Here is a 24,649-nt window from a genome sequence, read left to right on the forward strand (position 1 = left end):
CGCCGGCGGGCACGAAGGCGCCCATGAGCGAGCCCGAACGCACCCCGCACACCAGCGAGCCCGCCGAGGGCGACGAGACGCCCGGCCGCACCGTCGACGAGCGCACCCCGCACCCCCAGGACCCCGCCGAGGGCCAGGAGCTCGGCGGCGGCGCGGACTCGCCCGACAACGCCTGATCACGCCTGCCCGGCGGCCGCCCGCTCCCTGGCCCGCAGCTCGCGGCGCAGGATCTTGCCGCTGGCCGCCTTGGGCACGGCGTCGATGAACTCCACCCGGCGGACCCGCTTGTAGGGCGCCGTGTGCGCGGCGGCGTGGGCCAGGACGTCGTCCTCGGTCGCCGTGCTGCCCGGCGCCCGGACGACGAACGCCTTGGGCACCTCGTCGCCCCGCTCGTCGTAGACGCCGATGACCGCGGCGTCGGCGACGTCGGGACTGGCGAGCAGCACGGCCTCCAGTTCGGCCGGGGCGACCTGGTAGCCCTTGTACTTGATCAGCTCCTTGACCCGGTCGACGACGAACCACCAGCCGTCGTCGTCGACCCGCCCGATGTCGCCGGTGTGCAGCCAGCCGTCGGCGTCGATGAGGGTGTCGGTCTCCTCGGGCCGGCCGAAGTAGCCCTTCATCCGCTGCGGGCCGCGGATCCAGATCTCGCCGTCCTCGCCGGGGCCGACGTCCTCGCCGGTCTCCGGCGAGACCAGCCGCGCCTCGGTGGAGGGGAACAGCTTGCCGACCGTCCCCGGCGGCGCCTGCCGCGCCGTGCCGTCAGGGACGAGGTGCGTGCCGGGGCTGAGTTCGGTCATGCCGTAGGCCTGGCCGATCTCGACGCCGAGCCGGTCGGCGCAGACGCCGGCGAGCTCGGCGTCCAGCGGGGCGGCGGCGGACAGGATGAAGGTGAGCGCCGAGAAGTCGCGGCCCTCGACCGCCGGGTGCTTGGCCAGGGCCAGCACCACCGGCGGCGCGATGTAGGCGCGGGTGATCCGGTGCTGCTCGAGGACGTCGAGGAACTGCACCAGGTCGAACCGTGGCAGCACGACGACCGTGGCGCCCTTCCGCAGCGCGACGTTCATCAGCACCGTCATGCCGTAGATGTGGAAGAACGGCAGGACGGCGACGATCCGGTCCTCCGGCCCCAGCGTGTGCAGGACGTCGATCTGCGCCAGGTTCACGCCGATGCTGGCGTGGGTCAGCATCACGCCCTTGGGCAGGCTCGTCGTCCCCGAGGAGTACGGCAGGACGGCGACGTCCTCGGCCGCGTCCACGGGCAGGTCCGGCACCGGGCCGGTCGACGCCAGCAGGTCCTGCACGCTCGGGTGGCCCTCGACGCGGTCGCAGGTCCACACCGGCCGCTCGCCGGCGGCCTCCAGCGCGACCGGCAGCAGCGCGCCCACGGTCACGAGGAGCGTGGCGCCGGAGTCGGCGAGCTGGCCGGCCATGTCCTTGGCGGTGGCCAGCGCCGACAGCGTGGTGACCGTGGCGCCGGCCCGGCTGGCCCCGTAGAACACCACCGGGTAGAGCACCGTGTTCGGGCTGTGCAGCGCGACGACGTCCCCGGGCTGCACGCCGAGCTCTGCGAAGCCGGCGGCCATGCGCTCGACCATGTGCGCCAGTTGGGCGTAGCTGATCGTCTGGCCGGTGATCCCGTCGACGAGCGCCGGAGCGTCGCCGCGGGCGGCGGCGTCGGCGAGCACGGTCCGCCAGATCGGCGTCGTCGGCGTCCCGACCGGCGGGAACTCACTCGTGAAGATGCGCGCCTCGGTCACGTCGTCCTCCACGATGCGCGGTTTCGCCTGGCAGGAGCGCCGGCGCCAGACTCGACGGTGATCCACGTCGCGGTCAAGGCCCCGCCCGCTGGCCCGTCCGGGGGTCGGTGCGGCAGGCTCCCGGACCGTGCTCCTCGACGCCGCCCTGCTGTCCACCGGGATCGACGACGTGCCCGCCACCGCGCGCGAGCTGGAAGAACGCGGCTACGCCGGCGTCTGGGCCTCGGAGGTGGACCACGACCCGTTCCTCCTGCTGCACTCGGCCGGAGCGGCGACCGGCCAGGTGACGATCGGCACCGCGATCGCCGTCGCCTTCGCCCGCTCCCCGATGACCGTCGCGCAGACGGCGCACGACCTGCAGCGCTACACGCGCGGCCGGTTCGTCCTCGGCCTCGGCACGCAGATCAAGCCGCACATCGAGCGGCGCTTCTCCATGCCGTGGGGGCAGCCGGTGGCGCGGATGCGCGAGTACGTCGGCGCGCTGCGCGCCATCTGGGCCGCGTGGCAGGACGGCGTCCCGCTGCGCTTCGAGGGCGAGTTCTACCGGCACACCCTCATGACGCCGATGTTCTCGCCGCCGGCGCACGAGTGGGGGGCGCCGCCGGTGCACCTCGCCGCGGTCGGCCCGGCGATGACCCGGCTCGTGGGCGAGGTGGCCGACGGCCTGCTCGTGCACGGCTTCACCACCGCCCGCTACCTGCGCGAGCGCACGCTGCCGGCGCTGGAGGAGGGGCTGTCCGCCGCCGGCCGCACCCGCGCCGACCTGACGGTGAGCCTGCCGGGCCTGGTCGTCACCGGCCGCACCGAGGAGGAGATGCGCGAGGCCGCCGCGGCGGTGAAGGCCACGATCGCGTTCTACGGCAGCACCCCGGCCTACCGGCCGGTGCTCGAACTGCACGGCTGGGACGCGCTCGGCGAGGAGCTGCACGCGCTGTCGGTCAGCCGGCGCGAGGACAAGTGGACGGCGATGCGCGACCTCATCGGCGACGACGTCCTCGAGACCTTCGCGGTGGTGGGCGCGCCGGAGGAACTGGGCGCGCGGGTGCGGGAGCGCTTCGACGGCCTGGTCGACCGGTTCAGCGTGTACGCCTCCTACCCGTCGTCCCTCGACCTCTGGACGCCGCTGGTCGCCGACCTCGCCTGACCCTGCTCGCCGGGCGGCACCCGCCTGGGTCATACTGGGAGTGAGAATCATTCCCAGTAGCGAGTTCCAGCAGCGAGGAGGAGCGGTGCTCCGCGCCCCGTCGGCCGCCGCCCTGGCGGCGCTGGCCGCCCTGGGCCTGACCGCCTGCGGATCGGGGGTCCCCGCGGCCGACCGGCCGGTCACCGTCGAGGGCGACGCCGCGCGCTGCCCGGGGGCCGTGGTGGACGTCGTCGTGTCGATCAGCCAGTGGAGCGACCTGGCCCGGCAGCTCGGCGGGGACTGCGCCAGCGTGACGACCGTGCTGGCCTCCGCCGCGGCCGATCCGCACGACTTCGAGCCGCGGCCGGCCGACCTCGCGGCGTTCGACGACGCCGACCTCGTCGTCCTCAACGGCGCCCACTACGACGGCTGGGCCGAGGACGCGCTCGCCACCGTCGACGACGAGCCGGCCGTGGTCTCCGCCGCCGCGGTCGCCGGCGCGGAGGACGGCGACGACCCGCACCTGTGGTACCAGCCGGACCTGCTGCCACGCATGGCCGCGGCGATCACCGCGGAGCTCACCCGGCTCGCGCCGGACGACACCGACGTCTTCACCGCCGCGGCCGCCGCCTGGCAGCAGGACCTGCGGCCCTACCTGGACGAGATCGCGGCGCTGAACGCCGCCGCCACCGGCCGCAGCTACGCCGCCACCGAGACGGTGTTCGACCGCACCGCCGGCGCGCTCGGGCTGCGCGACGTCACCCCGGAGGGCTACCGGCGCGCGGCCAGCAACGACAGCGACCCGGCGCCGGGGGACATCGCCGCGTTCGAGCGGGCGCTGTCGGGCGGCGAGGTCGGCGTGCTGGTCTTCAACAGCCAGACGGAGGGCAGCGTGCCCGACCAGCTGCGCGCCGCGGCCGAGGACGCCGGCGTCCCTGTGGTCGAGGTGACGGAATCGCCCCCGGACGCCGGCGGTTCCTTCGTCTCGTGGCAACTCGCCCAGCTCCGGCGGCTCTCGACCGCGCTCACCCGCCGGTGACCGCGGCCCTGGCGCTCGAGGGCGTCCGCGTCGTCCGGGGCGGGCGCACCGTCTGGTCCGAGGGCGACCTCACCGTGCCGGCCGGCGCCATCGTCGGGGTGATCGGCCCCAACGGCGCCGGCAAGACGACGCTGTTCCAGGTGGTCCTCGGCCTGCTGCCGGTCGCCGAGGGCCGGATCGAGGTCCTCGGCGGGGCGCCGCGGCGGGGCAACCGCCGGATCGGCTACGTGCCGCAGAACTACACCGCCGCGATCGGCGAGGCGGTCCGCTGCCGCGACCTGGTCACGCTCGGGCTCACCGGCGGCCGGTTCGGGCTGCGCCGCACGACGCCCGCCGAACGCGCCCGGGTCGAGGCCGCGCTCGAGCGGGTGGGCGCCGCCGACTACGCCGACCGGCGGATGTCCGAGCTCTCCGGCGGCCAGCAGCAGCGCGTGGCGATCGCGCAGGCCATCGTCGACGACGCCGAGCTGCTCCTGCTCGACGAGCCGCTGGCCAACCTCGACCTGCGCAACCAGCACGAGATCGTCCGGCTGCTCGGCGACCTCCGCCGGGAGCGCGGGGTCACGATCATGGTGGTCGCGCACGACCTCAACCCGCTGCTGCCGGTGCTCACCGACGCCGTCTACCTGCTCGACGGCCATCCGCACCACGCCGCGATCGGCGACGTCGTCCGGGAGGACCTGCTGACCCACCTCTACGGGACGCCGGTCGGCGTCGTCCGGACGCCGCAGGGCGACCTGTTCACCCGTGCCGCGTGGCGGGACCCCGTTCGATGAACGCGCTGCTCGACGGGATCGGCTTCCAGGCCGACTGGCTCGACATCATGCAGACGACGTTCATGCGGCACGCCCTGATCGGCGGCTCGCTGGTCGCGCTGGCCGCCGGGCTGCTCGGCTACTTCGTGATCACCCGGCAGAACGCGTTCGCCGCGCACGCGCTGGCGCACATCGGGTTCCCCGGCGCCACGGGCGCGATCCTGGTCGGGGCCCCGGTGACACTGGGGCTCGCGGTGTTCTGCGTCGGCGGCGGGCTGCTGATCGGGCTGTTCGGCCGGCGGGTCGCCGAGCGGGAGATCGCCACCGGCACGATCCTCGCGCTGGCCACCGGCCTGGGCGTCCTGTTCGCCTCGCTGGCCGGCGCGAACGCCAGCACGACGACGTCGGTGCTGTTCGGGAACCTGCTCGCGATCTCCTCCGACCAGCTGGTCGTCTTCGCCCTGTTCACCGCCGCGGTCGTCGCCGTCCTCGCGCTCATCGCCCGGCCGCTGCTGTTCGCCTCCGTCGACCCCGCGGTCGCCGAGGCGCGCGGCGTGCCGGTGCGCGCCCTCGGCCTGGCATTCGTCGTCCTGCTGGCGCTGACCATCACCATGGCCGTCCAGGTGGTCGGGACGCTGCTGCTGTTCGCCCTCGTCGTCACCCCCGCCGCCACGGCGCTGCGGCTGACCGCCCGCCCGGCCGCCGTCGCCGCGATCGCGGTCGGGATCGCGCTGGCCTCGGTGTGGCTCGGCCTGGTGCTCTCGGCGATGGTCAACCTGCCGCCGAGCTTCTTCGTCGTCTCGGTCGCGGTGGTGGTCTGGCTGGTCGTGCTGGCCTCGACCGGCCGGCGCCGGGAGGTGCGGCAGACCGCCCCCGCCGACGCCGACAGCCATCACCACGCCGCCGCGCCGGTCATCTGAGGCACGAGATGGTGACCGATCTCTCGTCCGATGCGACGTGGATCACCGGATCGGGGCTGTTTTCGCCGCCCGACGCCGGGGGAGGCTGGACGTCATGGACGACATGCAGCACGAACCGCGAGTAGCCGAGGGCTCGGCCCCCGAGCAGAGCGACGAGTCCCGCACCGCGGAGACGTCCGTCGGGACCGCCCGGCTGCTCGCCAACCCCCGGCGCATCCGCCGGAACTGATCGCCGCGGACCGGGGGTCAAGCCGAAACGGTGATCGTCACGGAGTGTCGTCACATCGGCCCCTCTGATCCCCGGCGCCTCGGACAACCCGATCACCTCTGGTTACTCAGAGCAACAATCTTCGGCGTGCCGCGAACTGCTCCGTCACGGTCTGGTGCACGATCCGGGGCGTGACCGCCGCCCTCTCCCTCGCCGCCACCGACGACTCCTCGGCCCCGGTCCGCCGCAGCCGCGCCGAGCGGCAGGCGATCGTGCTCGACACCGCCGAGCGCCTCTTCGCGAGCCGCAGCTCGCGCAGCGTCGGCATGGACGAGCTGGTCCGCGAGACGGGCCTGGGGAAGATGACCGTCTACCGGCTCTTCAAGAGCAAGGACGACCTGGTCGGCGCCTACCTCGCGCGCAAGGCCGCCACCGTGCTCGCCTTCATCGACGCCGAGCTGGCCCGCTGCGAGGGCGACCCGCGCGCCGCGCTGCTGGCCGTCGTCGACCACGTCGAGCGCGAGGTCACCCGCGCCGGCTTCCGCGGCTGCCCGTTCACCAACGTCAGCAGCGAGTACGACGACGCCCAGCACCCGGCCCGCGTCGCCGCCGCCGACTACAAGTTCGAGCTGCACGCGCGGCTGGAGCGCCTGGCCGACCAGCTGCTGCCCGGCAGCGGCGAGGACCTCGCCGCCCAGATCCACCTGATCATGGACGGCATGTACCTCTCCGGCGGCCTGCTCGGCCCCGACGGCCCGGCCGCCCACGGCCGCCAGCTCGCCGAGCGCCTGATCGACAACGCCGCGCAGCTCCGGGGCACCGCGCGCGCCTGACGCCGTCCGCCCGCAGGATGGGCCGGTGACCAGCGATCGCACCCGGCCCGACCTCGACGATCCGACGGTGGAGGCCCTGGGCAAGCTGTCGGAGGCGCTCGAGGTCGTCGAGCACGCCCGCGGCCTGCTGTACGGCTTCCACCGGATGACCGGCACCGCCGACCTCACGCTCCAGGAGGCGGTCGAGCACTTCCGCAAGGCCGGCCACGACCAGCTCGCCGACGACCTCGAGCACGACCTGGTGGGCCGCAACGTGATCGCCGATCGCTGGACGTTCCAGATCGTCGAGGACTTCGACGCCGGCTACTGGTCGGCCTTCCGCGCCTTCGACGAGCGCGCCCGCGCGGAGCTGTCCGGTGGCGACCGGCACGTGTTCGAGGCGCGGATGAAGCAGCGCGAGCGCACGCCGGAGCACCCCCGGCACGAGGCCGGCCCGGCGCTCTCCGGCTGACGCTGGTTTCCCGGCCGCCCGGTGGGGCAGCAGTTCGTCCGTGACCAGTCCGAAGGACAAGGACGACGCCGAGCTCGAGCCCGAGGCCGGGCCGCTCGGCAGCACCGTGGCGCCGCCCGGCGATCCCGCCTCCCAGGGTGGGGATCCGGACCGCGCCGGTGAGGTGGCCGGGCCGTCCTACCCGCCCGCCGAGACCGAGCCCGACGCGCACGGGTGACGAATCGGTCTCGGTAGCGACGCGGGCGGTGCCGCGCGGGCCGGCGCGGCGGCAGACTCCTCACGTGACCGCTTCGCAGCCTCCCGCCGGTGCACCCCGCCCCGCCGGCAGCAGCGGCTCCCCGCCCGGCGGCCTCGGCGGTTCGCCCGGCAGCCCCGCGCCCGCCGGCACGCGGCCGGCGCCCCCGGCCCCCAAGCGGCGCACCGGCCGCACCGTCGGGCGCTCGCTGGCCGCGGCGCTGCTGCTGTTCGTCACCGTCGTCCTGGTGCTGTTCGTCGTCTTCAACACCCAGACCGTCGACGTGAGCCTGGTGTTCGCCAACGTCGACGCGCCGCTGGTGCTGGCGCTGGTGATCGCGGCCGCGCTGGGCGGCCTGGTCGTGGGGCTGGCCGGCGTCGCGCTCCGCGCCCGCCGCGGCAAGAAGTCCTGACCGTCACCTGGGATCAGCCGACCTGATCCCGGGTCGTCCTGGCTCACGGTGGGGCGTGAGCCAGGACGCGCTGCGCTGAGCCAGGACGCCGTCCTCACCCGGAACGAGCAGGGTCACGGGCTCCGTCGCTTGCCGTAGCTACTCGCGAGTAATAACGTTTGTTACTGGCGAGTAAGCGAGCTGTGTCACCCGCTGGGTCACAGCGCCCCGAGCACAGGAGCCACGGCATGGGCCACTACACCGCGAACCTGCGGGACCTCGAGTTCAACCTGTTCGAGTTCCTGGACACCAAGGACCGGTTCGGCACCGGCCCGTTCGAGCAGATGGACGCCGAGACGGCGCGCGGCGTGCTCGCCGAGATCCGCAAGCTCGCCGAGGGCCCGATCGCCGAGTCCTTCGCCGACGCCGACCGCAACCCGCCGGTGTTCGACCCGGCGATGCACTCGGTCACGCTGCCCGAGTCGTTCAAGAAGTCGGTCCGCGCCCTCGAGGACGGCGAGTGGTACCGCCTCGACCTGCCCGAGGAGCTCGGCGGCTTCGGGGCCCCGCACGCGCTCACCTGGGCCGCCTTCGAGATGGTCCTCGGCGCCAACCCGGCCGTCTTCATGTACGGCGCGTGGGCCGCCTTCGCCGCCGTCCTGCACGAGCTCGGCACGCCCGACCAGCGACGCCTCGCCGAGCTGATGATCGAGCGCAAGTGGGGGGCCACCATGGTGCTCACCGAGCCCGACGCCGGTTCCGACGTCGGCGCCGGCCGCACGAAGGCGGCGCAGCAGGACGACGGCTCCTGGCACATCACCGGCGTGAAGCGGTTCATCACCTCCGCCGAGCACGACCTCTCCGACAACATCGTCCACCTGGTGCTGGCCCGCCCGGAGGGCGCGAAGCCGGGCACGAAGGGGCTGTCGCTGTTCGTCGTCCCCAAGTTCCACGTGGACCTCGCGACCGGCGCGCTCGGCGAGCGCAACGGCGTCCACGTCACCAACGTCGAGAAGAAGATGGGCCTGAAGGTCTCCACGACCTGCGAGCTGACCTTCGGCGACGGGCCCGTGCCGGCGAAGGGCTGGCTGGTCGGCGAGGTGCACGACGGCATCGCGCAGATGTTCAAGGTCATCGAGCACGCCCGCATGTTCGTGGGCGCCAAGGCGATCGCCACCCTGTCGGCCGGCTACCAGCAGGCACTGGCCTTCGCCAAGGAGCGGGTGCAGGGCGCCGACCTGACCGCGACCAGCAAGGACGCCCCGCGGGTGACCATCACCCACCACCCCGACGTGCGCCGCTCACTGATGCTGCAGAAGTCCTACGCCGAGGGCATGCGCGCGCTCTACCTGTACGCCGCGACCTTCCGCGACCAGGTGGTCCAGGCCCAGGCCGAGGGCACCGGCGACAGCGAGGAGGCCAGGCTCGCCGAGCGCGTGAACGACCTGCTGCTGCCGGTCGTGAAGGGCTTCGGCTCGGAGCGCGCCACCCAGCTGCTCACCGCCGAGTCGCTGCAGACCCTCGGCGGGTCGGGCTACCTGCAGGACTACCCGATCGAGCAGTACATCCGCGACTCCAAGATCGACACCCTCTACGAGGGGACGACGGCGATCCAGGGGCAGGACTTCTTCTTCCGCAAGGTCGTCAAGGACGGCGGCGTCGCGCTGACGTGGCTGGCGACGCAGATCCAGGCGACGATCGAGGCGGAGGCGGGCAACGGCCGGCTCAAGGAGGAGCGGGCGCTGCTGGCCACCGCACTCTCCGACGTGCAGGGCATGCTCACCGCGATGTTCGGCCAGCTGACCGCCGCCCAGGAGGACATGAGCAGCTTGTACAAGGTCGCGCAGAACACCTCGCGGCTGCTGCTGGCCGCCGGTGACCTGATCACCGCGTGGCTGCTGGTCCGCCAGTCCGAGGTCGCCCTGGCCGCGCTGGCCGGCGAGGTCTCGGAGAAGGACCGGTTCTTCTACGAGGGCAAGCTGGCCGCGACCCGCTTCTTCTGCAGCCAGGTGCTGCCGAAGCTCTCCGCGGAGCGGGCGATCGCCGAGAACACCGACAACGCGCTCATGGAGATCGACGAAGCGGCCTTCTGAGCCTGGACCGGTCGACGGCCGCCGCCCACCAGGGAGGCGGCCGTCGTCGTTTCCGGGTCGGCGGGATGGGCATTGGTCCCGCCATGACCGATCCCGCCGGCAGCGACCGCATCCAGCAGGACGTGCCCACCGCCTCGGGCACCGGCGACAACGGCGACACCGGCGCCTCGTCCGAGGACGTGCCCCTGACGCGGGAGGAAGCGGTGGAGCGCGACGCCGCCACCCCCGACGAGCAACCGGCCCGGGCCGACAGCGACCTGTCGACCGCCCAGCGCGCCCAGCGCGCCCAGCACGACAAGTGAGGAGCACCGTGACCGAGTCCCAGCCCACCGGCTACAACGAGAACGAGACGACCGACGCCAACTCGAGCGGCAACCTGGTCGACGGCACGCCGGGCAACGAGGCCGGCGATCGCGGGGAACGCGACACCACGCTGACCACCGACGACGAGGCGCAGCACGACGACGCGGTCACCCGGCCGGGCAACACCCCCGACTGAGCGACGATGGCGGGCGAATTCCTCAGCGGACGACGGGCGCTGGTCACCGGCGGCGGCTCCGGCATCGGCCGGGCGACGGCGGTGCGACTGGCTGAGTCCGGCGCGCACGTGCTGGTCGTCGACCGGGACGCCGACGGCGCCAAGCGGGTCGCGGACGAGGTCGGCGGCACCGCGGTGACCGCCGACCTCTCCGACCTGGACGGCATCGACGTGCTCGACCTGGACGTCGACGTCCTGGTGAACAACGCGGGCCTGCAGCACGTGGCGCCGGTCCACGAGTTCCCGCCCGACCGGTTCTCCTACATCCTGCGGCTGATGCTCGAGGCGCCGTTCCGGCTCGCCCGCGGCGCGCTGCCGCACATGTACGGGCGCGGCTGGGGCCGGGTCGTGAACATCAGCTCGATCCACGGACTGGTCGCCTCCCCGTTCAAGTCCGCGTACGTCACGGCCAAGCACGGCCTCGAGGGGCTGTCCAAGGTCATCGCCCTGGAGGGCGCGGAGCACGGGGTGACGTCGAACTGCATCGCCCCGGCCTACGTCCGCACTCCCCTGGTCGAAGGCCAGATCGCCGACCAGGCGCGCGCCAACGGCATCTCCGAGGACGAGGTCGTCGCGCAGATCATGCTCGCGCCGGCGGCCGTCAAGCGGCTGCTCGAGCCGGAGGAGGTCGCCGACATGGTCGCCTACCTGTGCTCCCCGGCCGCGCAGTCGGTCACCGGCGCTTCGTTCCCGATGGACGGCGGCTGGACCGCGCGATGATGGACCGGTGCGGCTGACGGCGGAGGTCTGGCAGGAGCTCGCGCGGGCGCACGCCGAGCGCGCCGACGCGCTGACCGCCGGCCACCGCGCCCGCAAGGCGGCCGGGGAGCGGCACGCGGTCGAGGACTTCCTCTTCGAGTACTACAACACCCGGCCGTCCCTGCTGCGCCGCTGGCACCCGGGCGCGGGCGTCGTCCTGGCGCCGGCTGCCGAGGGCCCTGCGCCGCACGCCGGCCGGCGCTGGTACCGGGCCGACGACGGCGCGGTGACCCTGGACGTCGACGCCTTCCTCGCCGACCGCGGGCAGACCGTCGCCTTCGTGCACCGGCTGCTGACGGCGACCGCGTCGCGGCCTGCCTTCACCGGCTGCTTCGGGCTGCACGAGTGGGCGATGGTCTACAGGGGAAAGGGGGCCGACCGGCAGGACGGGCACCGGCACCCGCTGCCGCTGCGGCTGGGCCAGGCGGGCACCGACGCGGTGGTGGAGGAGCACCCGATCCGGTGCACCCACTTCGACGCGTTCCGGTTCTTCACGCCGGCCGCGGCCGGGCTCAACCGGCTGCAGCCGACGCGCGCCACCCAGGTGGAGCTGGAGCAGCCGGGGTGCCTGCACGCCTCCATGGACTGCCACAAGTGGGCCGGCAAGCTCGGCCCCGCCGTCCCCGGCGACCTCGCGCTCGACTGCTTCGAGCTGGCCCGCGACGTGCGGCTGCTCGACATGCAGGCCTCGCCGTACGACCTGTCCGCCTACGGCGAGGCGGCCGTCGCGATCGAGACGCCCGAGGGGAAGGCCGAGTACGTGCGCCGCCAGCGCGAGCTCGCTGAACGCGCCGCCGGGCTGCGCGGCCGCCTGATCGCCGTGTGCGAGGAACTGCTCACAGTTCGCCCGGACGTCGCCGCCGCGTCGCCCGGGCGCCGTACCGTCGGAGTGTGACCTCCCTCCGGACCGACCGCTGGCTGCGCCTCGACGGCACGACCAACACCCGCGACCTCGGCGGCCTGCCGACGACCGACGGCGGGACGACGGTCCCCGGGCGGATCCTGCGCAGCGACAACCTGCAGACCCTGAGCGAGGCCGACGTCGCGCGGCTGGTCGACGAGCTGAAGCTGCGCGAGGTGATCGACCTGCGCACCAGCGGCGAGGTCCTGCTCGAGGGGCGCGGCCCGCTGCGCGCCGTCGAGGACGTCGTCCACCGGCACTTCAGCCTGATCCCCGAGCGCGGCCACTACACCGACGTGTTCGCGGTCGAGGAGGACGACGTCCCCGACCTCCCGGCGGGCTGGCAGGCGTCGGTGCTGCCGCGGCAGACGGCCGAGGGCGACGAGCACGAGTCGCCGGCGGTCCGCTCCTACCTCGGGTACCTCAGCGACCGGGCCGAGAACGTCGTGGGCGCGCTGCGGGCGCTGGCGCACGGCGGCCCCGGCGCGGCGGTGGTCCACTGCGCGGCCGGCAAGGACCGCACCGGCGTCGTCGTGGCGCTGTCGCTGACGGTGGCGGGCGTCCCGCACGAGGAGATCGTCGCCGACTACGCGCTGACCGCCGAGATCATCGACGCGCTGGTCGCCAAGCTGGCCGCCTCCCCCACCTACGCCGAGGACATGGAGCGCGACGTCGCCCGCCACACCCCGCGGGCGGAGACGATGGACCGCGTGCTCACGCTGCTCGACGAGCGGCACGGCGGCGCGCTCGGCTGGCTCGACGCGCACGGGTTCGGCGCCGCGGACCAGGCGGCGCTGCGCGCCCGGCTACGCGACTAACGCGCCGGGGCCTCACCCCGGGCGCGGTGCTTGTCCTCGTACATCGCCGCGTCGGCCCGCCGCAGCAGCTGTTCGGGGCCACCGTCGCCGTCCCGGTGCACGGCCACGCCGACGCTCGTCCCGATCCGCACGTCGCGGCCCTCGAGCCGGAACGGCTCGTCGAAGCAGTGCAGGACGCGGCGGGCGAGGGAGTCCGCACCCGCGGCTGAGGTCAGGCCGCGCAGCACGATCGCGAACTCGTCCCCGCTGAGCCGCCCGACGGTGTCGTCCGGCCGCACCGCCGAGAGCAGGCGGGCGGACACCTGCCGGAGCAGCTCGTCGCCGGCCGCGTGCCCGAGGGTGTCGTTGACCTCCTTGAACCGGTCGAGGTCGCAGAAGAGGACGGCGAGCTGCTCGCCGTCGGCCGGCGCGGCTAGCGCGTCGCCCAGCCGGTCCAGGAACAGCACCCGGTTGGGCAGGCCGGTCAGCGCGTCGTGCGAGGCCTGGTGGCGCACGGTCTCCAGCAGGCGGGCCTTCTGCAGCGCCGTCGTGGCCTGGTCACCGACGCCGCGCAGGCGGGCGAGGACGTCGCCGCCGAGCTGCGCGGGGGCCGCGCCGGCCCGCCAGCTCGCCGCGGCCACGCCGAGGAACGTGGTGCCGGCCAGCAGGGGGACGGCGACGGCGTCGGTCGAGCCGATGCCCCGCAGGTACTCGCGCAGCGCCGGGCTGCTGGTCGCCTCCCGGAGCACCAGGGGCTCGCGATCGGTGAGCATGCCGACCAGCTCGGGGGTGTCCTCGGCACGCAGCGAGCTGCGCAGCGCGGCCGCGGTGCCCTCGGGGTCGTCGCCGGCCGTCGCCGACACCCGGAGCCGGCCCTCCGCCGGCTGCCAGCGCAGGATCGTGCCGCGGTTGCAGCCGACGATCCGGGGCAGCGCCTCGGCCACCACGGCGCAGACGGCGTCCGCGTCGGAGGCGGCGGCGAGCTCGTGGGCCAGCGCCAGCAGTGCCCCGGCCCGATCGGCCTCCCGCCGCGAGTCCTCCAGCGCGAACAGCAGGTCGAGCGCCGCGGCGGCGTGGTCGGCGTAGGCCGCGAGCAGGGACTGCTCCTCGCCGACGGTTCCGTATCCCGGCGGGTACAGCGCCGCGAGGCGGCCGTACCTGCGCCGGCTCGACAGCACGTCGACGATCACCGCGCCCGGCCCCAGGTCGCCGTCCTGCAGCAGCCTCGCGGCCAGCCCGGGCACCTCCCGGGGCGCCAGACCGGCGCTGTGCACGAGGGGCTCGCCCGTGGCCGGCGAGGAGACGGCCAGGAGGTACGCCGGCGCCAGGACCGCCTCGGCCGCGCGGGTGACGATCCCGTTCAGGACGCTGTCGAGGTCGGCGCTGCTCACCAGGTCGGTCGCCGCCGACTGCAGACCCCGCAGCTGGCCGCGCAACGCCCCGAGCTCGAGCTCCATCGCCGACCGACTCGTCCGGCGGCGGCGCAGGCGGGAGCGGCGCTCCCAGGCCAGCTCGTAGACGCAGGCCGGGTGCCCCTCCGACTCGCAGCGGTCGTGCGTGACGACGGCGGGCGGCAGCCCGAAGAAGGTCGGGACGATCGTGAGCAGCCCCTGCGCGTACTGGCAGTCGGCACGCGAGTGCACGAAGCCCGGCTGCGCGCGGTAGATCATCGTCGCCGAGGTGGCGGTCGCCTCCGCGACCTCCATGGTCGAGGTCGTCGTGAACTTGGCCATCACGTGCGGCACGCGACGATAGGCCTGCCGGGGCGACCCGAGCGCGCGCATGACCAGGATCAGCGACGGGGTCAGGCCGCTGGTCACGGCCTCGGCGCCCACCCGGAACATGGTGTCGGGGTCGTCGAACAGCTCGGTGGCGGCGCGGTAGAGGCGGCTGCGCGTCTCGTAGCTCCACCAGCGGGCGGGGTCCTCGAGCTCCGCGGCGGTGTGCGGGACGCCGGCGCGGCGCAGCAGCTCCTCGACCGCCCCGTCGCCGGCGCGGGACCGGACGAAGCGCAGCAGGCTGCCGGTGACCGCGCCGGAGGTCTCGCGGGCCTCGCCCGGCACGGTCTCCTTCGTCACGCCTCGGTGATCGGCATGCCACGGGGCCGCATTGAGCCGTCCGACCCGTTGGGGGGACGGCGCCGGGATGAGGGACGCACTTGTCCTGCCGGCCCCACGGGAGTACAACCGCACTCATACCCCCAGGGGGTATCAGTCGACGAGGAGGTCCCGTGCACACCCACGAGCAGCACATCCGTCCCAGCACAGTCGGCTGGGGCACGGCCGCCCAGGCGACGCTGCACTGCCTGACCGGCTGCGCCATCGGCGAGGTGCTGGGCATGGTGATCGGCACCGCACTCGGCCTGCACAACGGGGCCACCGTCGTGCTGTCGATCGCCCTCGCGTTCGCCTTCGGCTACGCGCTGACGATGCGCGGCGTACTGCGGAGCGGCGTGCCGTTCCGCCGGGCACTGCAGGTCGCCCTGGCCGCGGACACGGTCTCGATCGCCGTGATGGAGATCGTGGACAACGCGGCGGTGCTGTCCGTGCCGGGTGCGATGGACGCCGGCCCGACCTCCGCGCTGTTCTGGCTGACGCTGGCCGGCTCGCTCGCGGTCGCGTTCGTCGTCACGCTGCCGGTGAACCGGCGGCTGATCGCACGCGGCAGGGGCCACGCCGTCGTCCACGCGTTCCACTACTGAGACAGCGACGACCCCCGGCATCGGTCCTGGAAGCCGGGGGTCGTCGAGTGTTCCGTACGCCGCGACCCCTCGGGCCGCGGTGCTACCTCAGCGGGGGATGCTGCGGTACGAGGCGCTGTTGGCCAGCGTCAGGAGCTCGTCGCGCATCGCGGGGGTGGTGCTGGTGGCGAGGGCGCGCTCCAGCGCCCGCCGCGTCCGCGCGGCCAGTCGACGCTCTCGCCAGCTGGACGTCACGCTGCTCATCTCTGGGTGCTCCTTCGAAGCGTTCTTGATGGGTACGCCTGTAGTAAAGCAGGCGAGACCCAAGATATTCCGAAGAAAACCAGGCCAGAGCCAAGCCACACCGAGAGAACGTCACTCGCAGGAGTGAGCTTCCTCTCTCACCCGGCGGCGAGCAGTCCCCGCACCGCCTCCCGTGCCGCCTGCGGGTCGTCCGCGGCCAGCGCCGCCGCGGCCGCCTCCCGGCAGGTGGCCAGGTCCACCGTGCCCAGCCGGGCGCCGACCGCCGGCACCGCCGAGGCGGCGCAGGACAGCGACGTGATGCCCAGCCCGACGAGCACGATCGCGAGCAGCGGGTCGGCCGCGGCCTCGCCGCAGACCCCGACCGGCTTGCCGCGGCGCTGCCCGGCCTCGACGGTGACCCGCACCAGCTCGAGGAGTGCCGGCTGCCACGGGTCGGTGAGGTCGGCGAGGTCGGCCGAGAGCCGGTCGGCCGCGAGGGTGTACTGCGAGAGGTCGTTGGTGCCGATCGACAGGAAGTCGACGTGCTGGAGCAGCCGCTCGGCCAGCAGCGCGGCCGACGGCACCTCGATCATCACGCCCGGCACCAGGCCGCGGGCACGCACCCGGGCTGCGAAGTCGGCGGCCTCCCCCACCGTGGCGACCATGGGCGCCATCACCCACGGCGTCGAGGCGGTCTCGCGGGCGGCCTGGGCGACGGCGTCGAGCTGGCGCTCGAGGAGGCCGGGGTCGCGCCGGGCGATCCGCAGCCCGCGCACCCCGAGAGCGGGGTTGGCCTCGTCCGGCAGCGTCGCGAACGCCAGCGGCTTGTCCGACCCGGCGTCCAGGGTGCGCAGCACGACCTTGCGGCCTTCGAACGCGGCGAAGACGTCGGCGTAACCGCGGGCCTGCTCCTCGACCGAGGGCTCCTCGGCGTGCCCGAGGAACGCGAGCTCGGTGCGCAGCAGCCCCACACCCTCGGCGTGCGCCGCCACGGCGGCGCGGGCGCCGGCGCCGTCCTGCACGTTGGCGAGGACCTGGACGGCGTGGCCGTCGCGGGTCGTCGCCGGCCCCTGGTAGCCGGCCAGCGCCTCGGCGGCGACCCGCGCCGCCTCCACGCGCGCCTGCGCCTGGTCGGGCTCAGGGTCGACGGTGACCGTGCCCTGCTCGCCGTCGAGCAGCACGGTCACCCCGGCCGGGACGTCGTCCAGCCCGCCCACGGCGACGACGCAGGGCAGGCCCAGCTGGCGGGCGATGATCGCGGTGTGGCTGGTCGTGCCGCCGAGGCGGGTCGCCAGCCCGATCACGCGCCTGGGGTCCAGCCCCGCCGTGTCGGCCGGCGCGAGGTCGTCGGCGAGCAGCACGGACGGCACGTCCGGCACGGGGACGCCGGGCTCGCCCTGGCCGGTCACCTCGGCGACGATGCGGTCGCGGACGTCGCGGACGTCGGTCGCCCGCTCGGCCATCAGCCCGCCGAGGGAGGTGAACAGGTCGACGAACTGCTGCGCCGCCTGGAGGGTCGCCACCTCGGCCGCGGCGCCGGCGTCGATGCGCTGCTCGACGGCCGACAGCAGGCCGCGGTCACGCGCGAGGCCGGCCGTGGCGGCGAGGACCTCGGCGCTGACGCCGGTCGCGTTCGCGGCGCGGTGCTCCAGCCGTTCGGCCACCTTCTCCGCGGCCGCGGCGAACCGCGCCTTCTCCATCCCACGGCGCTCCTCCGGCACGGTCGGCTGGTCCTCCGAGGGCAGCCGGACAGCGCCCGAGGGGCGGATCACGGGGCCGAGCGCCACACCTGGGACGACGGGGGTCCCGGTGAGCACCGACGGGCCGACGGTGGACGGCAGGGAGGGGGCGGTGGTCGACATGGAGGGCTCCCAGAGCGGATCCGGCGGGTGGGCGGGGGAATGGCGCTGCGGGTGGGCGGGGCAAGGCGCTGCGAACGGGACGGGGGACACCGACGTCCTCCGGTGACCAGAGTCACGAACAGGTCTTGACTTGTCAACCGATCGGGCATAGAACAACACCAACACAACGTCAAAGCCACACGATCGGAAATCGGATGTGGTCTACGGCACGGCACTGGAGGAGGGTTGAGGCGATGTATCCCGAAGAGCGGCAGCACGCCCTCGCCACCCTCGTCGCCGACCGCGGCCGCATCCAGGTCGCGCAGGTCGCCGAGGAGTTCGGCGTGACCATGGAGACGGTCCGCCGCGACCTCGCCGTCCTCGAGCGCGCGGGGATGCTGCGCCGGGTGCACGGCGGCGCCGTCCCCGCGGGGGCGCTGACCCTCGTCGAGACCGGGCTGGGCGAGCGGCACGGCACCCGCACCGAGCAGAAGCGCAAGATCGCCGCTGCCGCGCTCGACCTCCTGCCGGCCGTGGAGGGCAGCGTGATCCTCGACGGCGGCAGCACCACCGCCGCGCTCGCCGACGTCCTGCCCGGTGACCGCCGGCTCTACGTGGCCACCAACTCGGTACCGATCGCGACCCGGCTCTCGGTCTCCCCCGGCATCACCCTGCACGTGCTCGGCGGCCGGGTCCGCGGCATCACCCAGACCGCCGTCGGCGACTGGACCGTCCGCGCGCTGGCCGACCTGCGCGTCGACGCCGTCTTCCTCGGCACCAACGGCATCAGCGCGGCGCACGGCTTCTCGACCCCCGACGAGGCGGAGGCCGCGACCAAGCGGGCGATGGTCCGCGCCGCGCAGCGCAGCATCGTGCTCGCCGACAGCAGCAAGCTCGGCCGCGAGCACCTGGTCCGCTTCGCCGCCGTGGAGGACGTCGACGTCCTCGTCACCGACGCCGACGCCGATCCGGCGCAGGTCGCCCAGTTCGAGGACTACGGGATCGAGGTCGTCATCGCATGACAGCTCAGGTCGTCACCCTCACCGCCAACCCGAGCCTCGACCGCACGCTCGCCCTGCCGGGCGCGATCGAGCGCGGCGGCGTCATGCGGCTGGGGCTCAGCTCCACCGAGCCGGGCGGCAAGGGGGTCAACGTCTCCCGCGCGCTCGCGGCCGCCGGCGCCGACGTCGTCTCGGTGCTCCCGGCGGCCGACGACGACCCGATCGTCGGTGCGCTGCACGCCCACGGGCTGGCGCTGGCCACCGTGCCGGTGCCGGCCCCGGTGCGCACCAACTACACCCTCGCCGAGCCCGACGGCACCACCACCAAGCTCAACGAGCCCGGCTTCGCCCTCGACGAGCGGACCCGCGCCGAGCTGACCGCGGCGCTGCACCGGCACGCCGCCGGCGCCCGGTGGGTCGTGCTCTCCGGCTCGCTGCCGGCGGGGACGCCGGTCGACTGGTACGCCGAGCTGGTCCGCTCGCTGCGCGACACCGGCGCCCGGATCGCCGTCGACACCTCCGAGGCGCCGCTGCAGGCGCTGCTCGGCGCCGGCCCCGACGCCGCGCCCGATCTGCTCAAGCCCAACTCCGAGGAGCTCGCCCAGCTCGCCGGGGTGGCCGAGGCCGAGGTGCTCGCCGACCCCGACGCCGCGCTCGCCGCCGTCCGCACGCTGCACGAGCGCGGCGTGGCCGAGGTGCTGCTCACCCTCGGGGCGGACGGCGCGGTGCTCTCCGCCGCGGACGGGCTGTGGTCGGCGCAGCCGCCGCGGATCGCCGTCCGCAGCACGGTCGGCGCCGGTGACTGCAGCCTGGCCGGCTACCTGCTCGGCGACCTCGCCGGCGCAGCCCCTGACGAGCGGCTGCGCACCGCGGTCGCGTACGGAGCGGCGAGTGCGTCGCTCCCCGGATCCGCCGTCCCCACCCCGGCCCAGGTGGACGGTGCAGCAGTGCGGGTCACGGCCGGCTTCGCCGGCACCAGCAGCACCCCTTCCGTCCCGGCCGCCGGCCGGGACTCCCGCTGACCCCTCCGGGAGAGGTCTCATGCCCGATCTGATCACCCCCGACCTGGTCGTCCTCGACGCCGACCTCGGTCCGGACAAGGACGCCGTCGTCCGCCGACTGGCCGCCCTCGTGGCCGACGCCGGCCGGGCGACCAGCGCCGAGGCGCTGCACGCCGACGCCATGGCCCGCGAGGCCCAGGCGGCGACCGGCCTGCCCGGCGGGATCGCCATCCCGCACTGCCGGTCGGCCGCGGTCACCGAGGCCTCGCTCGGGTTCGCCCGGCTCTCCCCCGGTGTCGACTTCGGCGCGCCGGACGGCGCGGCCACCCTCGTCTTCCTCATCGCGGCCCCCGCGCACGGCGACGCCGACCACCTGACCCTGCTCACCGCGCTGGCCCGCGCGCTGGTGCGGCCGGAGTTCGTCGCCTCCCTGCGCTCGGCGGCCACGGCCGAGGAGGTCGTCGTCCTGGTGCAGGAGGTCGTCGCCCCCGAACCGGCGACGGTCGCCGCGCCCGCGGCCGGCCCTGCCGCCGCGTCGACTGCGCCCGCCGCGGAGGCCCGCGCCGCGCGCAGCGTCGTCGTCGTCAGCGCCTGCCCGACCGGCATCGCGCACACCTACATGGCCGCCGACAAGCTCACGGCCGCCGGCCGCGAGGCCGGGGTGGACGTGCACGTCGAGACCCAGGGCTCCTCCGGGTCGACGCCGCTGGACCCGGCGGTGATCCGCAACGCCGACGCGGTGATCTTCGCCGTGGACGTGGGCGTGCGGGACCAGGGCCGGTTCGCCGGCAAGCCGGTCGTGCAGAGCGGCACCAAGCGGGCGATCAACGAGCCCGAGAAGATGATCCAGGAGGCGCTGGCCGCCGCCGACGACCCGAACGCGCGCCGCGTGGCCGGGGGCGCGGGCGGCGCCGGTGAGTCCGCCGCCGCCTCGGCCGGCCGGCCGGGCGTCGGCTCCGAGATCCGCCGCTGGCTGCTCACCGGCGTGAGCTACATGATCCCGTTCGTCGCGGCGGGCGGCCTGCTCATCGCCCTCAGCTTCCTGCTCGGCGGCTACAAGATCGCCACGACGAACCCCGACTCGGCGTCCGGGCAGAGCTACGCGCTGAGCTGGGTGCTGAACAACTCGCTGTTCGACCTGCCGCCGGGCGCCTCGGGGATCGAGGGTCTCAACGGCGGATTCCTCGGCTACCTCGGCGCGGTCTGCTTCGTGCTCGGCAGCGCCGCCTTCGGCTTCCTCGTCCCGGCGCTGGCCGGCTACATCGCCTACGCGATCGCCGACCGCCCCGGCCTCGTCCCCGGCTTCGTCGTCGGCGCCGTGTCCGTGACGGTGGGCGCCGGCTTCCTCGGCGGCCTCGTCGGCGGCGTGCTCGCCGGCTTCTGCGCCCTGTGGATCAGCCGCTGGAAGCTGCCCGCCGGCGTGCGCGGCCTGCAGCCCGTGGTGATCATCCCGCTGCTGGCCACGCTGATCTCCAGCGGCCTGATGGTGCTCGTGCTCGGCAAGCCGCTGGCCGCCGCGCTGACCGGGCTCGGCAACTGGCTGAACGGCCTGACCGGAACCGCCGCGCTGGCGCTGGGCATCGTCCTCGGTCTGATGATGTGCTTCGACCTGGGCGGCCCGGTGAACAAGGCGGCCTACGTCTTCGCCACCACCGGGCTGACCGCGGCCATCGCCGGGGACGCCGGGCACCAGCAGCTGGTCATCATGGCGACCGTCATGGCCGCCGGCATGGTGCCCCCGATCGCGATGGCGTTCAGCACGGTCCTGCGGCCGAAGCTGTACACCGCGGCCGAGCGGGACAACGGCAAGGCGGCCTGGCTGCTCGGCGCCTCGTTCATCTCCGAGGGCGCCATCCCGTTCGCCGCGGCCGACCCGCTGCGGGTCATCCCCTCGATGATGCTGGGTGGCGCGACCACCGGTGCGATCGTGGCCGCCAGCGGGATCGAGCTGCGGGCACCGCACGGCGGGATCTTCGTGTTCTTCGCGATCAGCAACTTCCTGCTGTTCCTGCTCGCCATCGTGATCGGGGCGGTCGTCGGCGGCATCGCCGTCACGGTGCTGAAGAGCTTCGGGCACAGTGACGCCGAGGAGGCCCCCGAGGACGCCGTCGACCTCGAGCACGCCCACGGTCCCGTGGGCGTCCCGTCGAGCGCGGCGACCACCTGACCGGCAAGCTCAGCCCCACCCCACCCGTCCCCAGCAGCGAGGAAGAGGATCGATGCCCAGTCAGACCGTCACCGTCGGCTCCCGGGTCGGCCTGCACGCCCGTCCGGCCGCACTCATCGCGGAGGCCGTGGGGAAGGCCGGCGTGCCGGTCACCCTGGCCACCCCGGGCGGCAACCCGATCGACGCCGGGTCACCGCTGATGATCATGACACTCGGCGCCAAGCAGGGCGCGGAGGTCATCGTCACCAGCGACGACCAGGCGGTGCTCGACCAGATCGCCGGCATGGTGCGGCAGGACCTGGACGCGGAGTAGCCGCCCGCAACCGCGTCGGCGCCCGTCCCCTCGCGAGGGGACGGGCGCCGACGTCTTCGTTCAGCTGCGCGGTACGTCGCCGCGCCAGGCGCCGGTCTCGGTGCCGCGGCTCTCGATGAACTCCTTGAACTTCTTCGCGTCCGCCTTGACCTGCCGGTCGTCGAAGCCGAGCGCCGCGCCGGCCTTCTCGACGACGCCCTCGGGCTCCCAGTCGATCTGGATCATCACGCGGGTCTTGTTCTCGTCGAGCTTGTGGAACGTCACGACGCCGGCGTGCTTGGCCTCGCCGGCCGTCGAGGTCCAGGCGACCCGCTCCTCCGGGTGCTGCTCGGTGATCTCGGTGTCGAACTCGCGCTTGACGCCGTCGACGTTCGTGACCCAGTGGACGCGGCGGTCGTCGAGCTGGGTGATGCGCTCCACCCCGCCCATGAACTGGGGGAACGACTCGAACTGCGTCCACTGGTCGTAGGCGACGCGGATCGGGACGTCGACGTCGACGGACTCCTGCACGCTGGCCACGGATACTCCTCTGCGTTGGAACTCGGTCGTGCACGACCTACCCAGCGGTACGCGGGGGAACACGTCCGGCCACAGGCAAAGTGAGCACGAAGCGGGCGCCGGACCTCGCGTCCAGAGCCAGCCCACCCCCGTGGCGGACGGCGATGTCGCGGGCGATGGGCAGCCCGAGGCCCGCGCCGCCCGCATCGGCCGAGCGGGCGCCGTCCAGCCGGGTGAACCGCTCGAAGACCCACTCGCGCGCCTCCGGCGGGATGCCCGGGCCGTCGTCGGCGACGGTGAGGACGGCGCTGCCGCCGTCCTCCCGCAGCGTGACGGTGACCCGCTCCCGGGCGTGCCGGACGGCGTTCGAGCAGGTTGGCCACCGCCCGCGCCAGCTGACCGCGGTCCCCGGAGACCTGCGCCGGCGCGACGCCCGCAATGTCGATCCCCGGCCCGCCGGCGCCGCGCACCCGCCGCACCTCGGCCAGCACGACGTCGTCGAGGTCCACCGGCCCGGCCGCCGCCAGCTCGGCGGCCCCGGAGTCGCTGCGGGCCAGCAGGAGCAGGTCGTCGACCAGCCGCTGCAGCCGGCCGGCCTCGGCGAGCACCGCCGCGGAGGTGGCCCGCGGGTCCGCGGTGCCGGGGTGGGCGCGGTCCACCTCGAGCTGGGTGCGGATCCGCGCCAGCGGCGTCCGCAGCTCGTGGGCGGCGTCGGCGACGAACCGCCGCTGCCGCTCGGCCGCGCCGGCCAGCCGGTCGAGCATCGCGTTCATCGTGTGCGCCAGCCGGGCGATCTCGTCGGCCGTGGCCGGCTCGGGCACCCGCCGGTCCAGCCGCCCCGCGGAGATGCGGTCGACCTCCGCCCGGATCCGCTCCACCGGCCGCAGCACCCGGCCGGTCAGCAGCCACACGAGCGCGGCCAGCACCGCGGCGGTCACCGGGACGGCGACGAGCAGCGCGCCGCGGAGCACCCGCACGCTGTCCTCGACGTCCTCCAGGCTGCCGGTGACCACCACCGCCGCGCCGCCGGCGGGGCGGGTGACGACCCGGGCCGGCGAGCCGTCCGGCAGCGTGCCGTCGGCGACCGTGGCGCGGTCGCCGTCCCCCGGCAGCACGCGGACGGCGACGTCGTCGGAGACCAGGGGGTCGACGGGCTGCCCGGCGCGCAGCTGGGCGGCGGCGGCCGCCGCGCGGTCGACCAGGCTCTCGTCGAGGGCGTCGGTGAGCGTGGCCCGATGGACCCACAGCAGGCCGGCGCCCGCGGCGGCGAGGACGGCGAGCACCGCGAGGGCGGCCAGCGCGGTGACCCGGAACCGCAGCGTGGCGGTGCGCCGCGCGGTCACGGCCCGAGCAGCCGGTACCCCATGCCGCGGACCGTCTCGATCCGTGCGACACCGGGCCCCAGCTTCCGCCGCAGGCGGCCCACGTAGACCTCGACGACGTTCGGATCGCCCTCGAACGCGTCGTCCCACACCCCGGCGAGGAGATCGGCCTTCGGCACGATCCGGCCCGCCCGGCGGATCAGGTAGGCGAGCAGCGCGAACTCGCGGGCGGTCAGCGGCACCTCGGCCCCGCCCCGGAGCACCCGCCGGGCGCGCACGTCCAGCCGCAGGTCGCCGACCTCGAGCGGCGGCGGGTCCCCGAGCGCCGCCCGCCGCAGCAGCGCGTGCACCCGGGCCACGAGCACCGGGAAGGAGAACGGCTTGCGCAGGTAGTCGTCGGCGCCGGTGTCGAGGCCCTCGGCCTCGTCGAGGTCGCCGTCCTTGGCGGTGAGCATCAGGATCGGGGTGCGGACCCCGGAGCGCCGCAGCTCGGCGCAGACGGAGTAACCGTTCGCGCCGGGCAGCAGGATGTCGAGCAGGATCAGGTCGTAGCCGCCCTCGCGGCCCCGCCACAGCCCCTCCCGGCCGTCGGCGGCCACCTCGACCGAGAAGCCCTCGGCGGTCAGGCCGCGGCGGAGGGCGGCGGCGAGCGTCGCGTCGTCGTCGACGAGCAGCAGCTTCATCGCACCCCTCCGGCCCGGTCAGCATCGCACCGCGGACCTGACGGCGCGCTGAACGAGTCAGGGAGGCGTCAGGTCGGCCCGCCACGATCGTCGTCGC

At 74.5% G+C, this 24,649-nt stretch carries 28 protein-coding genes and 1 pseudogene; 21 read left to right on the plus strand and 8 right to left on the minus strand.

Annotated features, from left to right (window positions below; genetic code table 11):
- Positions 1 to 23: 23 nt before the first annotated feature.
- Positions 24 to 176, plus strand: coding sequence for a hypothetical protein (locus AB3388_RS26090; RefSeq protein ID WP_495408250.1), 153 nt, complete (start codon positions 24 to 26; stop codon positions 174 to 176).
- Here the strand turns inward: AB3388_RS26090 and AB3388_RS26095 are convergent, their stop codons facing one another.
- Positions 177 to 1,760, minus strand: coding sequence for an AMP-binding protein (locus AB3388_RS26095; protein ID WP_495408251.1), 1,584 nt, complete (start codon positions 1,758 to 1,760; stop codon positions 177 to 179).
- Positions 1,761 to 1,887: 127 nt separating this feature from the next.
- Between AB3388_RS26095 and AB3388_RS26100 the strand changes: the two genes are divergently transcribed.
- The 15 genes from AB3388_RS26100 to AB3388_RS26170 all read left to right on the plus strand — a co-directional run bounded on the left by AB3388_RS26100 (position 1,888) and on the right by AB3388_RS26170 (position 12,824).
- Positions 1,888 to 2,904 carry a TIGR03617 family F420-dependent LLM class oxidoreductase gene (locus AB3388_RS26100; RefSeq protein WP_495408252.1) on the plus strand — a complete coding sequence of 339 codons (1,017 nt, stop codon included), beginning with the start codon at positions 1,888 to 1,890 and terminating at the stop codon, positions 2,902 to 2,904.
- Between the two features lie 85 nt (positions 2,905 to 2,989).
- Positions 2,990 to 3,922: a metal ABC transporter solute-binding protein, Zn/Mn family gene (locus tag AB3388_RS26105; RefSeq protein WP_495408253.1), complete on the plus strand. Its 933-nt coding sequence runs from the start codon at positions 2,990 to 2,992 to the stop codon at positions 3,920 to 3,922.
- Positions 3,919 to 4,698, plus strand: a complete 780-nt coding sequence (locus AB3388_RS26110; protein WP_495408254.1) for a metal ABC transporter ATP-binding protein — start codon at positions 3,919 to 3,921, stop codon at positions 4,696 to 4,698. The genes AB3388_RS26105 and AB3388_RS26110 overlap by 4 nt, the downstream gene beginning before the upstream one ends.
- Complete coding sequence (locus tag AB3388_RS26115; protein ID WP_495408255.1) at positions 4,677 to 5,597, plus strand: metal ABC transporter permease; 921 nt, start codon at positions 4,677 to 4,679, stop codon at positions 5,595 to 5,597. Before AB3388_RS26110 ends, AB3388_RS26115 begins: the two co-directional genes overlap by 22 nt.
- A 94-nt stretch (positions 5,598 to 5,691) precedes the next feature.
- Positions 5,692 to 5,826 carry a hypothetical protein gene (locus tag AB3388_RS26120; RefSeq protein WP_495408256.1) on the plus strand — a complete coding sequence of 45 codons (135 nt, stop codon included), beginning with the start codon at positions 5,692 to 5,694 and terminating at the stop codon, positions 5,824 to 5,826.
- 170 nt (positions 5,827 to 5,996) lie between these two features.
- Complete coding sequence (locus tag AB3388_RS26125; protein WP_495408257.1) at positions 5,997 to 6,638, plus strand: TetR/AcrR family transcriptional regulator; 642 nt, start codon at positions 5,997 to 5,999, stop codon at positions 6,636 to 6,638.
- Between the two features lie 25 nt (positions 6,639 to 6,663).
- Positions 6,664 to 7,089, plus strand: coding sequence for a hypothetical protein (locus AB3388_RS26130; protein WP_495408258.1), 426 nt, complete (start codon positions 6,664 to 6,666; stop codon positions 7,087 to 7,089).
- A 40-nt stretch (positions 7,090 to 7,129) separates the two neighbouring features.
- Positions 7,130 to 7,306: a hypothetical protein gene (locus tag AB3388_RS26135; RefSeq protein ID WP_495408259.1), complete on the plus strand. Its 177-nt coding sequence runs from the start codon at positions 7,130 to 7,132 to the stop codon at positions 7,304 to 7,306.
- 64 nt (positions 7,307 to 7,370) lie between these two features.
- On the plus strand, positions 7,371 to 7,736 hold the full coding sequence (locus AB3388_RS26140; RefSeq protein WP_495408260.1) for a LapA family protein: 366 nt from the start codon (positions 7,371 to 7,373) through the stop codon (positions 7,734 to 7,736).
- Between the two features lie 227 nt (positions 7,737 to 7,963).
- Entirely contained in the window at positions 7,964 to 9,808 is a 1,845-nt protein-coding gene (locus tag AB3388_RS26145) for an acyl-CoA dehydrogenase (protein WP_495408261.1), read from the plus strand.
- A gap of 83 nt (positions 9,809 to 9,891) precedes the next feature.
- Positions 9,892 to 10,110, plus strand: coding sequence for a hypothetical protein (locus AB3388_RS26150; protein ID WP_495408262.1), 219 nt, complete (start codon positions 9,892 to 9,894; stop codon positions 10,108 to 10,110).
- Positions 10,111 to 10,118: 8 nt separating this feature from the next.
- On the plus strand, positions 10,119 to 10,307 hold the full coding sequence (locus tag AB3388_RS26155; RefSeq protein ID WP_495408263.1) for a hypothetical protein: 189 nt from the start codon (positions 10,119 to 10,121) through the stop codon (positions 10,305 to 10,307).
- Between the two features lie 6 nt (positions 10,308 to 10,313).
- Positions 10,314 to 11,066 carry a 3-hydroxybutyrate dehydrogenase gene (locus AB3388_RS26160; protein ID WP_495408264.1) on the plus strand — a complete coding sequence of 251 codons (753 nt, stop codon included), beginning with the start codon at positions 10,314 to 10,316 and terminating at the stop codon, positions 11,064 to 11,066.
- A 7-nt stretch (positions 11,067 to 11,073) separates the two neighbouring features.
- Positions 11,074 to 12,000: a 3-methyladenine DNA glycosylase gene (locus AB3388_RS26165; RefSeq protein WP_495408265.1), complete on the plus strand. Its 927-nt coding sequence runs from the start codon at positions 11,074 to 11,076 to the stop codon at positions 11,998 to 12,000.
- Complete coding sequence (locus AB3388_RS26170; RefSeq protein ID WP_495408266.1) at positions 11,997 to 12,824, plus strand: tyrosine-protein phosphatase; 828 nt, start codon at positions 11,997 to 11,999, stop codon at positions 12,822 to 12,824. Before AB3388_RS26165 ends, AB3388_RS26170 begins: the two co-directional genes overlap by 4 nt.
- Here the strand turns inward: AB3388_RS26170 and AB3388_RS26175 are convergent.
- Positions 12,821 to 14,881, minus strand: coding sequence for a diguanylate cyclase domain-containing protein (locus AB3388_RS26175; RefSeq protein WP_495408267.1), 2,061 nt, complete (start codon positions 14,879 to 14,881; stop codon positions 12,821 to 12,823). The two genes, AB3388_RS26170 and AB3388_RS26175, sit on opposite strands and share 4 nt — an antisense overlap.
- 152 nt (positions 14,882 to 15,033) lie before the next feature.
- On the opposite strand from AB3388_RS26175, the gene AB3388_RS26180 reads away from it, so the two are divergent.
- Positions 15,034 to 15,504, plus strand: coding sequence for a DUF4396 domain-containing protein (locus AB3388_RS26180; protein WP_495408268.1), 471 nt, complete (start codon positions 15,034 to 15,036; stop codon positions 15,502 to 15,504).
- Positions 15,505 to 15,591: 87 nt separating this feature from the next.
- Here AB3388_RS26180 and AB3388_RS26185 read toward each other — a convergent pair whose 3' ends face one another.
- Both AB3388_RS26185 and ptsP read right to left on the minus strand, forming a co-directional pair.
- On the minus strand, positions 15,592 to 15,747 hold the full coding sequence (locus AB3388_RS26185) for a hypothetical protein (protein WP_448626509.1): 156 nt from the start codon (positions 15,745 to 15,747) through the stop codon (positions 15,592 to 15,594).
- A 137-nt stretch (positions 15,748 to 15,884) separates the two neighbouring features.
- Positions 15,885 to 17,588, minus strand: coding sequence for a phosphoenolpyruvate--protein phosphotransferase (gene ptsP, locus AB3388_RS26190; protein WP_495408269.1), 1,704 nt, complete (start codon positions 17,586 to 17,588; stop codon positions 15,885 to 15,887).
- Positions 17,589 to 17,821: 233 nt separating this feature from the next.
- Between ptsP and AB3388_RS26195 the strand changes: the two genes are divergently transcribed.
- The 4 genes from AB3388_RS26195 to AB3388_RS26210 are packed head-to-tail and all read left to right on the plus strand — an operon-like array spanning position 17,822 to position 22,049.
- Complete coding sequence (locus AB3388_RS26195) at positions 17,822 to 18,589, plus strand: DeoR/GlpR family DNA-binding transcription regulator (protein WP_495408270.1); 768 nt, start codon at positions 17,822 to 17,824, stop codon at positions 18,587 to 18,589.
- Positions 18,586 to 19,590 carry a 1-phosphofructokinase family hexose kinase gene (locus AB3388_RS26200; protein WP_495408271.1) on the plus strand — a complete coding sequence of 335 codons (1,005 nt, stop codon included), beginning with the start codon at positions 18,586 to 18,588 and terminating at the stop codon, positions 19,588 to 19,590. The genes AB3388_RS26195 and AB3388_RS26200 overlap by 4 nt, the downstream gene beginning before the upstream one ends.
- 19 nt (positions 19,591 to 19,609) lie before the next feature.
- The gene (locus AB3388_RS26205) at positions 19,610 to 21,736 is read left to right on the plus strand and encodes a PTS fructose transporter subunit IIABC (protein ID WP_495408272.1); all 2,127 of its coding nucleotides are present in this window, start codon (positions 19,610 to 19,612) and stop codon (positions 21,734 to 21,736) included.
- 52 nt (positions 21,737 to 21,788) lie between these two features.
- A complete protein-coding gene (locus AB3388_RS26210) occupies positions 21,789 to 22,049 on the plus strand; it encodes an HPr family phosphocarrier protein (RefSeq protein ID WP_495408273.1) in 261 nt (86 codons plus the stop codon).
- Positions 22,050 to 22,109: 60 nt separating this feature from the next.
- On the opposite strand, the gene AB3388_RS26215 is transcribed toward AB3388_RS26210, so the two are convergent.
- The 4 genes and pseudogenes from AB3388_RS26215 to AB3388_RS26230 form a co-directional block, all read right to left on the minus strand.
- Positions 22,110 to 22,568 (minus strand): SRPBCC family protein, encoded by a 459-nt coding sequence (locus AB3388_RS26215; RefSeq protein ID WP_495408274.1) that lies wholly within the window; start codon positions 22,566 to 22,568, stop codon positions 22,110 to 22,112.
- A 37-nt stretch (positions 22,569 to 22,605) separates the two neighbouring features.
- Positions 22,606 to 22,986, minus strand: a complete 381-nt coding sequence (locus AB3388_RS26220; protein ID WP_495408275.1) for a sensor histidine kinase — start codon at positions 22,984 to 22,986, stop codon at positions 22,606 to 22,608.
- 157 nt (positions 22,987 to 23,143) lie between these two features.
- Positions 23,144 to 23,890, minus strand: a pseudogene (locus AB3388_RS26225) (HAMP domain-containing protein); the annotation flags it as partial.
- On the minus strand, positions 23,887 to 24,552 hold the full coding sequence (locus AB3388_RS26230; protein ID WP_495408276.1) for a response regulator transcription factor: 666 nt from the start codon (positions 24,550 to 24,552) through the stop codon (positions 23,887 to 23,889). The gene AB3388_RS26230 and the pseudogene AB3388_RS26225, both read right to left, overlap by 4 nt.
- Between the last annotated feature and the right edge of the window lie 97 nt (positions 24,553 to 24,649).

The organism is Geodermatophilus sp. SMS 5-13 (genome assembly GCF_059428245.1).

What these genes read in the sequence shown, in the direction of transcription:
- AB3388_RS26090 (WP_495408250.1), top strand. Translation starts at nt 24, where the DNA reads ATGAGCGAGCCCGAACGCACCCCGCACACCAGCGAGCCCGCCGAGGGC.
- AB3388_RS26120 (WP_495408256.1), top strand. Translation starts at nt 5,692, where the DNA reads ATGGACGACATGCAGCACGAACCGCGAGTAGCCGAGGGCTCGGCCCCC.
- AB3388_RS26145 (WP_495408261.1), top strand. Translation starts at nt 7,964, where the DNA reads ATGGGCCACTACACCGCGAACCTGCGGGACCTCGAGTTCAACCTGTTC.
- AB3388_RS26150 (WP_495408262.1), top strand. Translation starts at nt 9,892, where the DNA reads ATGACCGATCCCGCCGGCAGCGACCGCATCCAGCAGGACGTGCCCACC.
- AB3388_RS26160 (WP_495408264.1), top strand. Translation starts at nt 10,314, where the DNA reads ATGGCGGGCGAATTCCTCAGCGGACGACGGGCGCTGGTCACCGGCGGC.
- AB3388_RS26185 (WP_448626509.1), bottom strand. Translation starts at nt 15,747, where the DNA reads ATGAGCAGCGTGACGTCCAGCTGGCGAGAGCGTCGACTGGCCGCGCGG.
- ptsP (WP_495408269.1), bottom strand. Translation starts at nt 17,588, where the DNA reads ATGTCGACCACCGCCCCCTCCCTGCCGTCCACCGTCGGCCCGTCGGTG.
- AB3388_RS26195 (WP_495408270.1), top strand. Translation starts at nt 17,822, where the DNA reads ATGTATCCCGAAGAGCGGCAGCACGCCCTCGCCACCCTCGTCGCCGAC.
- AB3388_RS26200 (WP_495408271.1), top strand. Translation starts at nt 18,586, where the DNA reads ATGACAGCTCAGGTCGTCACCCTCACCGCCAACCCGAGCCTCGACCGC.
- AB3388_RS26205 (WP_495408272.1), top strand. Translation starts at nt 19,610, where the DNA reads ATGCCCGATCTGATCACCCCCGACCTGGTCGTCCTCGACGCCGACCTC.
- AB3388_RS26210 (WP_495408273.1), top strand. Translation starts at nt 21,789, where the DNA reads ATGCCCAGTCAGACCGTCACCGTCGGCTCCCGGGTCGGCCTGCACGCC.
- AB3388_RS26230 (WP_495408276.1), bottom strand. Translation starts at nt 24,552, where the DNA reads ATGAAGCTGCTGCTCGTCGACGACGACGCGACGCTCGCCGCCGCCCTC.